This is a genomic window from Streptomyces sp. NPDC051207 (assembly GCF_040682395.1).
Classification (GTDB): Bacteria; Actinomycetota; Actinomycetes; order Streptomycetales; family Streptomycetaceae; genus Streptomyces.
In genome coordinates this window covers 14315-28130 of sequence record NZ_JBFBAX010000018.1, presented here as the reverse complement: position 1 = coordinate 28130, position 13816 = coordinate 14315, and the positions used below count along the sequence as shown (strand labels likewise).

Annotated in this window: 11 protein-coding genes; 7 read left to right on the top strand and 4 right to left on the bottom strand. The window is 72.4% G+C overall.

Translation table 11 applies throughout. From position 1 onward, the window contains the following. Positions 1 to 25 precede the first annotated feature (25 nt). Positions 26 to 2599: an aminopeptidase N gene (gene pepN / locus AB0M97_RS18870; protein ID WP_365962013.1), complete on the bottom strand. Its 2574-nt coding sequence runs from the start codon at positions 2597 to 2599 to the stop codon at positions 26 to 28. Between the two features lie 99 nt (positions 2600 to 2698). Between pepN and AB0M97_RS18865 the strand changes: the two genes are divergently transcribed. Both AB0M97_RS18865 and AB0M97_RS18860 read left to right on the top strand, forming a co-directional pair. Beyond that, entirely contained in the window at positions 2699 to 2929 is a 231-nt protein-coding gene (locus AB0M97_RS18865) for a ribbon-helix-helix domain-containing protein (RefSeq protein WP_365962012.1), read from the top strand. Continuing rightward, the gene (locus AB0M97_RS18860; RefSeq protein WP_365962011.1) at positions 2916 to 3263 is read left to right on the top strand and encodes a type II toxin-antitoxin system PemK/MazF family toxin; all 348 of its coding nucleotides are present in this window, start codon (positions 2916 to 2918) and stop codon (positions 3261 to 3263) included. The genes AB0M97_RS18865 and AB0M97_RS18860 overlap by 14 nt, the downstream gene beginning before the upstream one ends. A 56-nt stretch (positions 3264 to 3319) precedes the next feature. On the opposite strand, the gene AB0M97_RS18855 is transcribed toward AB0M97_RS18860, so the two are convergent. After that, entirely contained in the window at positions 3320 to 4336 is a 1017-nt protein-coding gene (locus AB0M97_RS18855) for an aspartate-semialdehyde dehydrogenase (RefSeq protein ID WP_365962010.1), read from the bottom strand. 348 nt (positions 4337 to 4684) lie between these two features. Here AB0M97_RS18855 and AB0M97_RS18850 point away from each other — a divergent pair, with 348 nt between their 5' ends. Both AB0M97_RS18850 and AB0M97_RS18845 read left to right on the top strand, forming a co-directional pair. Further along, positions 4685 to 5218, top strand: coding sequence for a sigma-70 family RNA polymerase sigma factor (locus AB0M97_RS18850; RefSeq protein ID WP_365962009.1), 534 nt, complete (start codon positions 4685 to 4687; stop codon positions 5216 to 5218). Position 5219: 1 nt separating this feature from the next. After that, positions 5220 to 6017: a hypothetical protein gene (locus AB0M97_RS18845; protein WP_365962008.1), complete on the top strand. Its 798-nt coding sequence runs from the start codon at positions 5220 to 5222 to the stop codon at positions 6015 to 6017. Between the two features lie 50 nt (positions 6018 to 6067). Here AB0M97_RS18845 and AB0M97_RS18840 read toward each other — a convergent pair whose 3' ends face one another. Then, the gene (locus AB0M97_RS18840) at positions 6068 to 9376 is read right to left on the bottom strand and encodes a S8 family serine peptidase (RefSeq protein WP_365962007.1); all 3309 of its coding nucleotides are present in this window, start codon (positions 9374 to 9376) and stop codon (positions 6068 to 6070) included. A 258-nt stretch (positions 9377 to 9634) separates the two neighbouring features. Next, the gene (locus AB0M97_RS18835; RefSeq protein WP_365962006.1) at positions 9635 to 10177 is read right to left on the bottom strand and encodes a CGNR zinc finger domain-containing protein; all 543 of its coding nucleotides are present in this window, start codon (positions 10175 to 10177) and stop codon (positions 9635 to 9637) included. Between the two features lie 108 nt (positions 10178 to 10285). Here AB0M97_RS18835 and AB0M97_RS18830 point away from each other — a divergent pair, with 108 nt between their 5' ends. From AB0M97_RS18830 to AB0M97_RS18820, 3 genes are all read left to right on the top strand, one after another. Next, a complete protein-coding gene (locus AB0M97_RS18830) occupies positions 10286 to 10729 on the top strand; it encodes a VOC family protein (protein WP_365962005.1) in 444 nt (147 codons plus the stop codon). Positions 10730 to 10741: 12 nt separating this feature from the next. Next, entirely contained in the window at positions 10742 to 11629 is an 888-nt protein-coding gene (locus tag AB0M97_RS18825; RefSeq protein WP_365962004.1) for a pyridoxamine 5'-phosphate oxidase family protein, read from the top strand. Positions 11630 to 12055: 426 nt separating this feature from the next. Beyond that, positions 12056 to 13816, top strand: a complete 1761-nt coding sequence (locus AB0M97_RS18820) for a TIGR03767 family metallophosphoesterase (RefSeq protein WP_365962003.1) — start codon at positions 12056 to 12058, stop codon at positions 13814 to 13816.

Sequence of the window (13816 nt, the reverse complement as noted above, 5' to 3'; positions counted from 1 at the left end):
CGGGCGCCCCTCGCACGCCTGCCGGCTACGCCGTCGTCGCCGCGTCCGCCGACTGGGCCCGCAGCGCCCGTTCCACTCCCGCTCGGGATTCCGTGACCAGGCGGCGCAGGGCCGCGTTCGGGGCGGCGGAGGCGAGCCAGGTGTCCGTGCGGTCCAGGGTGGCCCGGGAGACCTGGATCGACGGGTACAGGCCGACCGCGATCTGCTGGGCCATCTCGTGGGAGCGGGACTCCCAGATGTCCTTGACGACCTCGAAGTACCGCTCCGCGTACGGCGCGAGCAGGTCCCGCTGGTCGGTCTGGACGAAGCCGCCGATGACGGCCTCCTGGACGGCGTTCGGGAGCTTGTCGGACTCGACGACCGACGCCCACGCCTCCGCCTTGGCCTCCGCCGTCGGACGGGCGGCACGCGCGCTCGCCGCGTGACGCTCCCCGGCGGCGGTCTTGTCCCGCTCGTACTCGGCCGCGATCTCCGCCTCGTCGAAGCGGCCCACCGCGGCGAGCCGCTGCACGAACGCCCAGCGCAGCTCCGTGTCCACGGCCAGGCCCTCGATCGTCTTCGAGCCGTCCAGCAGCGCCTCCAGCAGGTCCAGCTGCTCCGGCGTACGGGCCGTCGCCGCGAAGGCGCGGGCCCACGCCAGCTGGTGGTCGCTGCCCGGGGCCGCCGCCCGCAGGTGGGCGAGCGTGGCGTCCGTCCAGCGGGTGAGCAGCGTCTCGCGGGCGGCCGGGGCGGCGTACAGGTCGATCGCCAGCTTCACCTGCCGCTGCAGCGACTGCACGACACCGATGTCGGACTCCTTGCCGATGCCCGACAGCACCAGGGACAGGTAGTCGCGCGTGGCGAGTTCCGCGTCCCGCGTCATGTCCCAGGCCGACGCCCAGCACAGCGCCCGCGGGAGGGACTCCACGAAGTCGCCCAGGTGCCCGGTGACGAAGGCCAGCGACTGCTCGTCCAGGCGGACCTTGGCGTACGACAGGTCGTCGTCGTTGAGCAGGAGCACCGCCGGGCGGGGCTTGCCCACCAGCTGCGGCACGGGCGTCAGCTCGCCGTCCACGTCCAGCTCGACGCGCTCGCCGCGCACCAGCCTGCCGTCCGCGTCGAGGTCGTAGCAGCCGACCGCGATGCGGTGCGGGCGCAGCGTCGGCTCGCCCTTCGCGCCGGCCGGGAGCGCCGGGGCCTCCTGCCGGACGGCGAAGGAGGTGACGACACCGGCCTCGTCGGTCTCGATCTCGGGGCGCAGGACATTGATGCCGGCCGTCTCCAGCCACGCCTTCGACCAGGTCTTCAGGTCGCGGCCGGAGGTCTCCTCCAGGGCGCCCAGCAGGTCGGACAGGCGCGTGTTGCCGTACGCGTGCCGCTTGAAGTAGGCCTGCACGCCCCGGAAGAACTCGTCCTCGCCGACGTAGGCCACGAGCTGCTTCAGGACGCTCGCGCCCTTGGCGTACGTGATGCCGTCGAAGTTGACGAGGACGTCGTCCAGGTCGCGGATGTCCGCCATGATCGGGTGCGTGGACGGCAGCTGGTCCTGCCGGTAGGCCCACGTCTTCATCGAGTTGGCGAACGTGGTCCACGAGTGCGGCCAGCGCGAGCCCGGCGCGGCGGCCTGGCAGGCGATGGACGTGTACGTGGCGAACGACTCGTTCAGCCACAGGTCGTTCCACCACTCCATGGTCACGAGGTCGCCGAACCACATGTGGGCCAGCTCGTGCAGGATGGTCTCGGCGCGCATCTCGTACGCCGCGTCCGTCACCTTCGACCGGAACACGTACTGGTCGCGGATGGTCACCGCGCCCGCGTTCTCCATCGCGCCCGCGTTGAACTCCGGCACGAACAGCTGGTCGTACTTCTCGAACGGGTACGCGTAGTCGAACTTCTCCTGGAACCAGTCGAAGCCCTGCCGGGTGACCTCGAAGATGGCGTCGGAGTCCAGGTGCTCGGCGAGCGACGGCCGGCAGTAGATGCCGAGCGGCACGGACTGGCCGTCCTTCTCGTAGACGCTGTGCACCGAGTGGTACGGGCCGGCGATCAGGGCCGTGATGTACGTCGAGATGCGCGGCGTCGGCGCGAACTCCCAGACGCGGTCGCGGGGCTGCGGGGTCGGCGAGTTGGACACCACGGTCCAGCCCTCCGGCGCGCGCACGGTGAACCGGAACGTGGCCTTCAGGTCCGGCTGCTCGAAGCTGGCGAACACCCGGCGGGCGTCCGGCACCTCGAACTGGGTGTAGAGGTAGGCCTGGTCGTCGACCGGGTCGACGAAGCGGTGCAGGCCCTCGCCGGTGTTGGTGTACGCGCAGTCCGCGACGACACGCAGGATGTTGCGGCCTTCGAGCAGGCCGGGGAGCGCGATCCGCGAGTCCTTGAAGACCTCGGCGGGGTCGAGGGCGTCGCCGTTCAGGACCACCTCGTGGACGGCCGGGGCGACCAGGTCGATGAAGGACTCGGCGCCCTGCTCCGAGACGTCGAAGCGCACCGTGGTCACGGACCTGTAGGTACCGCCCTCCTGCGCGCCGGAGAGGTCGAGATCGATCTCGTACGAGTCAACGGCGAGCAGCTCCGCCCGCTGCTGAGCCTCTTCGCGAGTCAGGTTTGTGCCAGGCACGCGGTCATCTCCTCGGTATGTGTGGGTTCGGACATCCTTCCATGAGCGGGAGCCGCCCGGGGTGGCCAACATGGTCCGACACTGGGTAGCATTTCGGGTATGAAGATCAGTGTGAGCCTGCCGCAGGAGGACGTCGCGTTCGTTGACGAGTACGCCGCGCGCACGGAGGCGGACTCCCGGTCGGCCGTGATACACGCCGCCATCGAACTGCTGCGGCAGGCACAGCTGGAGCAGGAGTACGCGCAGGCTTTCACCGAGTGGGACGAGAGCGGCGACGCGGAGTTCTGGGACCGCTTCTCGGGGGACGGACTGACCGATGAAGCGCGGTGACATCTACCTGGTCGACTACGAGCCGGTGCGCGGCAGCGAAGCCCACAAGGCGCGCCCGGCGGTGATCGTCTCCAACGACGGCGCGAACGCGGCAGCGGAACGGACCGGGCGGGGCGTGATCACCCTGGTGCCCCTGACGACGAACACCGCCCGCGTCCACCCGTTCCAGGTACTGCTCCCCGCCGGGGAGTGCGGGCTCCCGAAGGACTCCAAGGTGCAGTGCGAGCAGGTGCGTGCGCTGGCTCCGGAGAGGCTGGTGCGGCCGGTCGGCTCGGTTCCGCGCCGGCGCATGACCGAGATCGACTCGGCGCTGCGGCGGCACCTGGCCCTGTGAGCACCAAGGAGGGGCGCCCGCCGACGGCGGGCGCCCCTCCTCGGTGCGCGACGGGACTACTTCTTCAGCTCGGCCGCCACCAGCTCCGCGATCTGCACCGCGTTCAGCGCCGCGCCCTTGCGGAGGTTGTCGTTGGAGACGAACAGCGCCAGGCCGTTGTCCACCGTCTCGTCCTCACGGATGCGGCCGACGTACGACGGGTCCTGGCCGGCGGCCTGGAGCGGGGTCGGCACGTCGGTCAGGGCCACGCCGGGGGCGCCGGCCAGCAGCTCCTTGGCGCGCTCGGCGCTGATCGGCCGGGCGAAGCGGGCGTTGACCTGGAGGGAGTGACCGGTGAAGACCGGCACGCGCACGCAGGTGCCGGACACCTTCAGGCCCGGGATCTCCAGGATCTTGCGGGACTCGTGGCGGAGCTTCTGCTCCTCGTCCGTCTCGTTCCGGCCGTCGTCCACGACGGAGCCGGCCAGCGGCAGCACGTTGTACGCGATCGGCGCGACGTACGTGTCCGGCTGCGGGAACTCCACCGCGCCGCCGTCGTGCGTCAGCTTCGGTGCCTCGTCGCCGACCTTCTTGACCTGCTCGAACAGCTCGTCCACACCCGCCAGGCCCGAACCGGACACGGCCTGGTACGTCGCCACCACCAGCGCCTCCAGGCCGGCCTCCTGGTGCAGCGGGCGCAGCACCGGCATCGCGGCCATCGTCGTGCAGTTCGGGTTGGCGATGATGCCCTTGGGGCGGTCGGCGACCGCGTGCGGGTTGACCTCGGCCACCACCAGCGGCACCTGCGGGTCGCGCCGCCAGGCCGAGGAGTTGTCGATCACGACGGCACCCTGCGCGGCGACCTTCTCGGCCAGCGCCCTGGACGTGGCGCCGCCCGCCGAGAACAGCACGATGTCCAGGCCCGTGTAGTCGGCCTCCGTCGCGTCCTCCACCGTCACACCGTCGATGACCTTGCCCGCCGAGCGGGCCGAGGCGAACAGGCGCAGCTCGTCGACCGGGAAGTTCCGCTCCGTGAGAATCCTGCGCATGACCGTGCCGACCTGACCGGTGGCTCCGACGATTCCGACCCTCACGGCGACTCCCTCTACGTTTCTTCTGCGTGCCTGTTGCCTGGCCGAGGCCTTTCCATCATGCGGCCCACCCCGGCCCACCTGTCCAATCCTTTGCGCGGGGTGCCCGGGGAATGGGACGCGACGGCCCGGGCGGTGGATGCGGGCATTGCGCCGTCACCCCCGCCGAACTGGAGGACTTCAGCCGGAAGCGCCCCCGGACCGCAAGCTGTGCTGGTCCGCCCCTGCCCACTGCTCCCCACCCCACACGGCGGTGTGACGTACACCTCTGCGCCCGCCCGGACAGCGGACCGAACGTTTCCCCCGGCACCGGCGTCATAGGGGAAACGCGGCAAGGTGGAGGGGGCGGCTGTGCTGCGCAGGACGACCCGCCGCGGCCACGGGACGGGCCACGCTGTGGACGACCCGCTGGACGCGGCACAGGAACGCCGGGTGCGGGCGGTGCTCGCGCTCGGCGGAGTACCGCAGGCGGACCTGCCGGACGGGGTGCAGCAGGTCCGCCTGCGGCTGCTGGAGCGGGCGGCGAGCGGCCGGGAGGCACCGCGTGACGTGTCCGCCTGGGCGGCCGTCGTGGCGTCCAACCTCGCCATGGACTGGCACCGCGCCCGGCGCCGCCAGGAGCGGATCGGCGAACGGCTCGCCTCCCTGCGCCAGCTCGAACACCCCTCCGGCGAGGACACCAGCCTGCTGTCCCTGGCCGTCGCCCGGGGCCTGGACGAGCTGCCCGACCCGCAGCGCCAGGTCGTCGTGCTGCGCTTCTACGCCGATCTGCCGGTCCGCTCCATCGCCGAGGAACTGGGCCTCCCGGAGGGCACGGTCAAGAGCAGGCTGCACACGGCGGTCCGGGCCCTGCGGACCCGCCTGCACGAGGACGAGGTGGTGTGACGTGACCGCCGAGCACGACTTCCCCGGGGTCCCGGACCCTCTGATGTCCGTGATCGCCGACGAGCCCCTGCCCGAGTCGGTCCGCGAGGACGCCGGTTTCCTCGCCGCACACCGCTCGGCCGCGGCCGACGTGGCAATCCTGCGGGAACAGCTGGGCATCATCGGCGACGCGCTGGGCCGGGCACCGGAGGGCGCCCGGGCCGACATGGCACCAGAGGCCGCAGGGGCCGAGGCGGCGGAACCCGCCGTACGCATCTCCGTCCCCGCCCGGTCTCCTCGCCCCCGGCGCCGCCCCTTCGCCCTCGCCCTCGGCGGGCTCGCCGTGGCCTGCGCCGCCGCCGTCGCCTCGGGCGCCGTCTGGCTGCTCGCCCAGCCCGGGGGAGCCACCGAAGGTTCGGCGGCCGACAAGGGCGCCGCCGCCTCCGAGCAGGGGGCCGGCCGGCGCTTCGGCTCGCCCCGCTACCTGGCCTGCGCCCACTCTGTCGCCGAGGGCACGGTCATCCGCGTGGAACCGGTGCCCGGCGCCGGGTGGAGCCGGATCACCCTGGACGTGACCCGCTCCTACAAGCCGGACAGGCCGGACAGGCCCGGGCGGGGTGCGGACCCGCTGGTCTTCCTCCTGGAGGACGGCGGCGTCCCGGGGCCCCTGCGTCCGGGCGACCACGCCCTGATCGGCGTCTCCGGCCCGGGTGGCTTCCCGGACGCCGTGTTCGTCGGCGAGCGGGAGATCGCCGCCGAGCGGGCGTGGATCGTCCGCTCACTGTCGAAGTCCCGCACCCTGACCTGCCCGGGCACATGAGAAAGGGGCGGGCGCCCTTGCGGACGCCCGCCCCCACACCGTGAGCGGTGTTACGGCGTGACCTTCTCGATGACCACGCTGCCCGAGCCCGCGACCGTGCCGCGCGCGTTGACGAGCTGGACCCGTCCGAAGAACTCGCGTCCCTCGGGTGCGGCCGACGCGGCGGTGACGTTCGCGGAGGCCGTGGCCGACTCGCCGGTGCCGAGCCTGACCGGCGCGGTGTCGCCGACGGAGACGCTGCCGAGCGACGCGGCGAAGAACACGTCCCGGTAGTTGTACTCCGTGGTGCCGGCGGGCACCGCGTAGCCGTAGACCTCGATCCGGTACGTGCCGGCGGCCGGCTTCCTGACGGAGACGGCCTCCTCCGAGTCGCCGTCGGCGGAGCTGCCGACCTCGGTGCCGTTCTTGTCGTACACGGCCAGGTCCAGGTCGGCGGCCGTGTCGGAGACGCCGCCGATCACGACGTCCAGGGAATCGGCGCCCGCGGGCACCTCGACCGTGGTGGTGTGCGTCTCGCCCGGCTTGATGACCGGGCGGGCCGACTTGGCGGAGCCGAGCGGACCGCCGGTGAGCCGGCCGTCGAGGGCGGCGAACCTGTTCGTCACCTTCCAGGACGCGGCGACCGGGGTGCCGACCTTGGCCTCGGGGACGGTGACCGTCTCCGGGTCGAAGGACGCGCCGAGGACGGCGACGTCCAGCTTGTACGGGTTGTCGAGCAGCGGCGACGTGCGGCGCGACTCGACCTCGATCTCCCACACGCCCGGCTGCGGGTCGGCGTACGACCGCAGGTCCGGCCGGCAGGTGCTGGCCGGGTTGGTGTAGTTCGGGTAGCAGTTGATCGTCGACGTCGGGTCGGACGGGACGCCGTACGGGTGGATGGAGATGAACCGGGTCTGGCTCTTGTCCTTCAGCCCGCCGAGCGCGACCTCGAGGGTCTTGGCGCCCTCGGGGACGGTCACGAAGTACGACGTGTGGCTGTTGCGCTGCACCGAACCCGACGCGGCGAAGGTGTAGTCGAGCGGCGCCGCGACGACGACCGTCGTCAGGACCTGCCGGTCGATGCCCTCGGTGCGCGGGTCGTCCACCTCCAGGATGGCGCTCTTGAGGCCGCCGGAGCGCGGCGCGGCCTGCACCTTGACGGTGACCGGCTGGTTCAGCGGCAGGCTGACCTCGTCGGAGCCGACGATCCGGAAGGTGTCACCGGCGTTGTTCTCGAAGTGCAGCTCGTGCCGGATCGCCCGGTCGGCGCCGGACGTACGGGTCAGGGTGATCTCGTACGTCTTCTTCTGGCCGGCCTTCAGGCCGCCCTCGCGGTCGTACAGGCCCGTGCCGTGACCCGGCGTCTTCAGGAACTGGTCGATCGCGGTGTCGACCGGCGCCTTCACCGTGTACTCGTGGGCGGTGGCGCCGTCGCGGATCGCGTCCCAGGCGTCATTGATGTTGACGAGGCCGGCACCCTCCTCGTACGCCTGGACGCCACGGATGTGGTCGGCGGTCGAGGTCAGCGCGGTGCGCAGCTTCGCGGGCGTCAGGGCGATGCCCTTCTGCTTCGCGGCGCTCAGCAGCAGCGCCGAGGCGCCCGCGGCCTGCGGGGAGGCCATCGAGGTGCCCTGGAGCATCGAGTAGCCGGGCGGCAGGGAGTAGCCCGCCTCGGCGACCGGGCCGCCGGGCGACCAGGTCTGCGTGGTGTTGATGGCGGCGCCGGGCGCGGTCAGCGTCGGCGTGAAGCCGCCGTCCTCACGCGGGCCGCGCGAGGAGAACGGCATCATCGCGTACGGCTTCTCCACGACGGAGCCGTAGTTGGCGGCCCACGTCTCCTTGGAGATGGACGCGCCGACGGAGATGACCTTGTCGGCCAGCGACGGGTCCCCGATGGTGTTGGCGCCGGGGCCGGAGTTGCCGGCCGAGATGACCAGCTGCACGCCGTACTCGTCGATGAGGCGCGTGTAGAGCGTGGCGCGGGCGTTGTTGCCGTCGTTCAGCGCGGGCAGGCCGCCGATCGACATGTTGACGATGTCGACGCCCCGGTTGACGACGAGGTCGGTCATGCCCTCGAAGAGCGCGACGTTGGTGCAGCCGCCGCTCCAGGTGCAGGCGCGCGAGGAGACCAGCTTGGCGCCGGGGGCGGCGCCGTTCATCTCGCCGCCGAACAGGCCGTTGGCGGCGGTGATGCCGGCGACGTGCGTGCCGTGCGAGCCCTCGATGACGCCGATGCTGACGTAGTCGGCCTTGGCGCCGGCGGCGTTGTAGACGACGTCCTTGCGGATCTCCACCACGAACGGGATGCGCTCGGCGATCTCGGTCGCCGGGTCGTCCGTGCCGAAGTAGCCGATCTGGAAGCCGTCCCTGTACGGCTTCATCGCGGTGTCGTCGGTGAAGTCGAGGTTGTCGTTCAGGTCGACGCGGGCGGTGCCGGCGGCGGCGTCGTAGAGCACGCCCCAGACGTCCGTGGTGTCGCCGTCGCGGTTGAGGTCGCCGGCCATGTCGCCACCGGTGGTGGCCGACTCGGCGAAGTAGTTGAACTTGTAGGCGCCCTCGTGGGCCTTGAACGTCTCGGTGCCCGTGCTGGACGTGGTGATCGAGAACGTCGGGCCGCTGACCGAGGTGGTCATCCGCCGCCAGGTGCCGTCGCCGTCGCGGACCGGGTCGGTCGCGGTGACCCAGTCGACGATCTTGCGCTCGCCGGTGGTGGTCTTCTGCAGCGCGGGGTGGCCGAGGTCGACGCCGGAGTCGAGGATGCCGATGGTGATGCCGCGGCCGTCCGCCTTCGGGTGGTCCTCGACGAAGTCGACGGCGCCGGTCTCGAAGGACGGGTTGTACGGGTTCTCGGCCGGGGTGTTCCTGCCCGGGGCGGGGTAGCTGCCCGTGGTCCCGGTGGAGGCGCCCTTGGCGCGGTCCGCGGCCGGGGTCGGGTCGGGCAGCGGGATCTCCTCGCGCAGGTCGATGCCGTGCACGGAGGAGAGCTTGGCGGCGGCGGCGATGGCCGAATCCGCCTTCGCGGTGGGGACGGTGGCGCGGACGTAGCCGAGCTTGTCGTGGCTGCGGCCCACGATGCCGCCCTCGACCGCGTCGAGCTGCGCGGCGACCTTCTCGGTCTGGCCGGGCGCGGTGGCGATCATCATGGTGATGGTCTTCTCGCCGTCGGCCTTGGCCTCGGCGAGCAGGTCCGCGTCGGCGGAACCGAGCTTGTCCGGCGCGGACTTGACGGTGCCGTCCGCGGTCGGGGCCGGCTCGTCGGCGGAGAAGGCCATGGGGATGGGACCGGCTGCGGACAGCGCGGCCACCAGACCCGCGGCCACGGCTATCCGGGCCACACGTCTCGCGCCCGATGTCGGAGCGCGGTCAGGGGTGAAGGTCATCGGCATCCCTTGTTGGTAAAGGAACGAGCGGTTGGCGATCAAGGCCGATCGGCCTCGGCCGCGGCGGTCCGGAATGCGACCCCGGACGACCGCTCAGCCTTATGCAACGGAAGGACGTTTGGGAAGAGTTGACCGAATCGAAATGAACGCATGGGGAAAACCCCCGGCGGACGTAACGGAGATGAGCCGCAAAAGGGTGCAAGTCGACCGGAGGTATTGCGGCCAAACCGCCCACGGGCCCAGGGTGGCGGCCCTTTGTCAGGCGTCCTTGGTGCGCGCGTAGTGGCGGGAGGCCTTGGCGCGGTTGCCGCAGACGGCCATGGAGCACCAGCGGCGGGTGCCGTTGCGCGACGTGTCGAAGAAGTGCAGGACGCAGGCCTCGTGGGCGCAGGCCCTGATCCGGTCGGGCGCGGTGGCCAGCAGCTCCAGGTAGTTCCGCGCGGCGAGCCAGGCCGGACCCCAGGAGCCGTCCGCGAACTCGAACAGTTCGCCGGGGCCTTCGGCGGTGAGGGTGGCCCGGATGCGGCCGTGCGCGAGGACGGCGTCGACGCGCGCCGCGCCCTCCTCCGGCGACTCGTCCACCGCGGCCTTCAGCGCGTCCCGTGCCTGGAGGGCGTGCCGCAGGGTGGCCGCGTCGGCGGTGAACCGGCCGTCGAGCCCGTGGGCGGCGAGCCACACCGCCAGCCCGTCGGTGTCCGCGAGCAGATCCCGCTCGGCGCCGTCCTGCACCCACCGCGTGTTGAGCAGGTCGAGCGAGAGCGGCTCACCGGTGAGGGGTCGGGGATCGCGGGCGGCGGGCATGGGCGGGCTCCTTTCACGCTAACCGCTCAAGACTACGTGACCGGTTGACGCGCTCATATCTAACCTCTAATCTCACTTACACAGGTTAGATCGATCGAAGGGCACCTCATGACCCTGCGCACCGGCCACATCGGCCTCAACGTCACCGACATCGAGCGCTCGCTCGCCTTCTACCGCGACGTCCTCGGCTTCGCCCTGCTCGCCGAGGGCAAGGAGGACGGCAGGCGGTACGCGTTCCTCGGCGACGGCGAGGCCCTCGTCCTCACGCTGTGGCAGCAGGCCGGGCAGGCCTACGACGCCGGCCGCGCCGGGCTGCACCACCTCGCCTTCGACGCGGGATCGCCCGAGCGGGTCAGGGAGTACGAGACGGCGCTGCGCGCGTACGGGGTGGACTTCGCCCACGACGGCGTCGTCGCCCACGGCGAGGGCGTGGCCTCCGGCGGCATCTTCTTCCACGACCCCGACGGCACCCGGCTGGAGATCTTCGCCCCCACCGGCGCCGAGGACGCGCCCGCCCCGCACGCGTCCGCACCGACCTGCGGCTTCTTCTAGGCGGCGCGGGACATGACCGTCTATCACGCCGGCTCGCGCGCCGTGCAGGACCGGGCCGGAGTGCGGCAGCTCGCCGACCACGTCGGCCGGTCCGTCGGGGAGGGCATCAAACCGGTCGCCGCGGCCTTCCTGGAACTCCAGCCGCTGCTGGTGCTCGGCGCCGCCGACCCGGGGACGGGCCGGGTGTGGGCCGTCCCGCTCACGGGCACCCCGGGTTTCGTGCGCGCGACCGGACCGCGCCGGATCGCCGTCGCGGGCGGGACTTCCCCGACCGTCCCGCTCGCGACGGCGCTCACCACCCCCGGCACCCCCGTCGGCACCATCGCCCTCGACCCGCGCACCCGGCGCCGCATGCGCCTCAACGGCCGGCTGCGGCCCACGGAGCGCGGCTTCGCCGTCGACGCCGAGCGGGTGTTCGCCAACTGCCCCAAGTACCTCCAGAAGAGGGAGCGGTACGAGACCGTCGACGGCCGCACCCCGGAAAGCCCACGGCACGGCACCGCCCTGACGCCCGCCCAGCAGGCCTTCGTACGGGCGGCCGACACCTTCTTCGTCGCCACCGTGCACGGCACCGGCGCCGACGCCAGCCACCGCGGCGGCAACCCCGGCTTCCTGCGGGCCGACTCGCCGCGCGAGCTGAGCTGGCCCGACTATCCCGGCAACGCCATGTTCCTCACCCTCGGCAACCTGGCCACCGACCCGCGGGCCGGGCTGCTCCTGATCGACTGGGAGACCGGCACGACCCTCCAGCTCACCGGCGAGGCCCGCACGGAGTTCACCGACGGCGGCGAACGCCGGGTCCGCTTCACGCTCACCGAGGCCGTCGAGACCCCTGCGGCGATCCCGCTGCGCTGGTCCCCGCCCGAGTACTCGCCTGCCAATCCCGCGCTCGTGGGTTGACGTCCCTGCGTGCGACGGACGTTGCGGGTGGCGGCGTACGCCGTGGACGGGGCGGGCCGCGGCCGACGGATGGCCACGGAGCCGCGGAGGGCCCGCGCCCCGGCCCGCGCGCCGGTCTGCGCCCGGTCCGCGCCCCGGGAAGCGGGCCGGTGCCGTGGCACTCCCACGGCACCCCACCCGACCCCCGGGGAACCGGTCTCCCGCCCCACCGGATGAACACTGAGTGACCGCTTCCCGGCCGTCCGAGGAGCGGTCGTGGACGGGCGGGGTGGGCCAAGATCCACGTACGGCGATCGGCGTTGCGCGTTGCCACCGCGTTCACGCGCAGGCCACCCCCGGTGCCAACCATCCAGTGAGAGCGGGACGTTCGGCAGCGAGCGCCCCGCGCCCACTGCCGACGCGTTCGCACTCGGGGAGACAAGCGCCATGTCGCGCACACGCTCTGTCGCCGGCTCCGCCCTCGGGGTCCACCGCCGCTCCTTCCTCGCCGCCACCGGAGCGGTCGCCCTGGCCGCCGGTATCGGCTACGCCGCCCGTCCCGCCGAAGGCAGCGCCGCCACCACCTCCGGCGCGACCACCGGGACCGCCCTCGCCTCCTCCCGCGAGGCCCCCGCCGCGCCGCTCGCCCCGTACACCCGGGGCACCACCCTCGCCGAGGTCGCCGCCCCGCGCGGCAGCTCGGGCTACCGGCGACTGGGCGACGGGCCCGGCTGGCAGCGCGTCGTGCGCACCGAGCTGGCCGACGCCCGGTCCGGCCGGGCCGCCCGCCGCACCCCGCTCGCCGCCTTCGTGCACCTCACCGACCTGCACATCATCGACACCCAGCACCCGCTGCGCCTCGAATACCTCCGCTCGGCCGACGTGCACGCCTGGCGGCCGCAGGAGGCGCTGACCGTGCACGGCGCGATCTCCCTGGTGGAGCGGATCAACGCGCTGCGCGGCGCGCCCGTCACCGGCGCCCCGCTGCACTTCGCGATGACCACCGGCGACAACACCGACAACAACGCCCGCTCCGAGCTGGAGTGGTTCCTGACCGTCATGAGCGGCGGGCGCATCACGCCCAACACCGGCGACCCGCGCCACTACGAGGGCGTCCAGAGCAGTGGCCTCAAGCAGTACTGGCAGCCGGACACGGCCACCCGCGACGCCGACAAGCGGCTCGGCTTCCCGCACCTGGAGGGCTTCCTGGCCGCCGCGATCCGCGAGGTGCGCAGCCCCGGCCTCAACCTGCCCTGGTACTCGACCGTCGGCAACCACGACGCGATGCCGCTCGGCTGCTACGCCTCGCACGGCGACACGCACCTCACCGGCCTCGCCGTCGGCGGCAGGAAGCTGATGGGCGTCCCCGCCGCCGAGGCGAAGAAGCTCCAGCGCGCCATCAGGAAGGCGAAGGACCCCGAGGGCGTCCAGTTCCGCGAGTTCCTGAAGGCGCACGCCCGCGCCATGCGCCCGGTCACCCCGGACGAGCGGCGCGCCCCCTTCACCCCGGCCGACTACCTCAAGGCCCACCTGGACCCGGCGTTCCAGGGCCCCGGCCCGGTCGGCCACGGCTACTCCACGGCCAACCTGGAGGCGGGCACCCAGTACTACGCCTTCCGCATCGCCGACGACGTCATCGGCATCAGCCTCGACACGACGGATCCCGGCGGCCACTACGAGGGCTCGATCGGCGCGGCACAGCTGCGCTGGCTGGACCGGACCCTGCGCGACAACAAGGACGCGTACGCGGTGGTCTTCAGCCACCACACGAGCGAGTCGATGGACAACGCCCGTCCGGACCCGGCCCGGCCCGACGAGGCCCGCCGCGACGGCGCCGACGTCCTCGACGTGCTCGGCCGCCACCGCAACGTGCTGGCCTGGGTGAACGGCCACATCCACCGCAACGAGATCACCGCCCACGCCGGCCCCGGGGGCCACTCCTTCTGGGAGATCTCCACCGCCTCCCACGTCGATCACCCGCAACTGGCCCGGGTGATCGAGCTGGTGGACAACAAGGACGGCACGCTGTCGCTGTTCACCACGCTCGTGGAGTCCTCGGCGCCGCACCGCACGGACTTCGCCGACCTCTCCCAGACGGGCCTGGCCTCCCTCTACCGGGAGCTGTCCCTCAACGCCCCGGGTGCCCGCCCGAACCTGGCCGGCGCACCGGGCGACCGCAACACGGAACTGCTGCTGAAGAAGGGCTGA

Excerpts from the sequence above, each read along its gene's own strand:
- AB0M97_RS18840 (WP_365962007.1), bottom strand. The coding sequence starts at position 9,376 with ATGACCTTCACCCCTGACCGCGCTCCGACATCGGGCGCGAGACGTGTG.
- AB0M97_RS18835 (WP_365962006.1), bottom strand. The coding sequence starts at position 10,177 with ATGCCCGCCGCCCGCGATCCCCGACCCCTCACCGGTGAGCCGCTCTCG.
- AB0M97_RS18865 (WP_365962012.1), top strand. The coding sequence starts at position 2,699 with ATGAAGATCAGTGTGAGCCTGCCGCAGGAGGACGTCGCGTTCGTTGAC.
- AB0M97_RS18860 (WP_365962011.1), top strand. The coding sequence starts at position 2,916 with ATGAAGCGCGGTGACATCTACCTGGTCGACTACGAGCCGGTGCGCGGC.
- AB0M97_RS18830 (WP_365962005.1), top strand. The coding sequence starts at position 10,286 with ATGACCCTGCGCACCGGCCACATCGGCCTCAACGTCACCGACATCGAG.
- AB0M97_RS18825 (WP_365962004.1), top strand. The coding sequence starts at position 10,742 with ATGACCGTCTATCACGCCGGCTCGCGCGCCGTGCAGGACCGGGCCGGA.
- AB0M97_RS18820 (WP_365962003.1), top strand. The coding sequence starts at position 12,056 with ATGTCGCGCACACGCTCTGTCGCCGGCTCCGCCCTCGGGGTCCACCGC.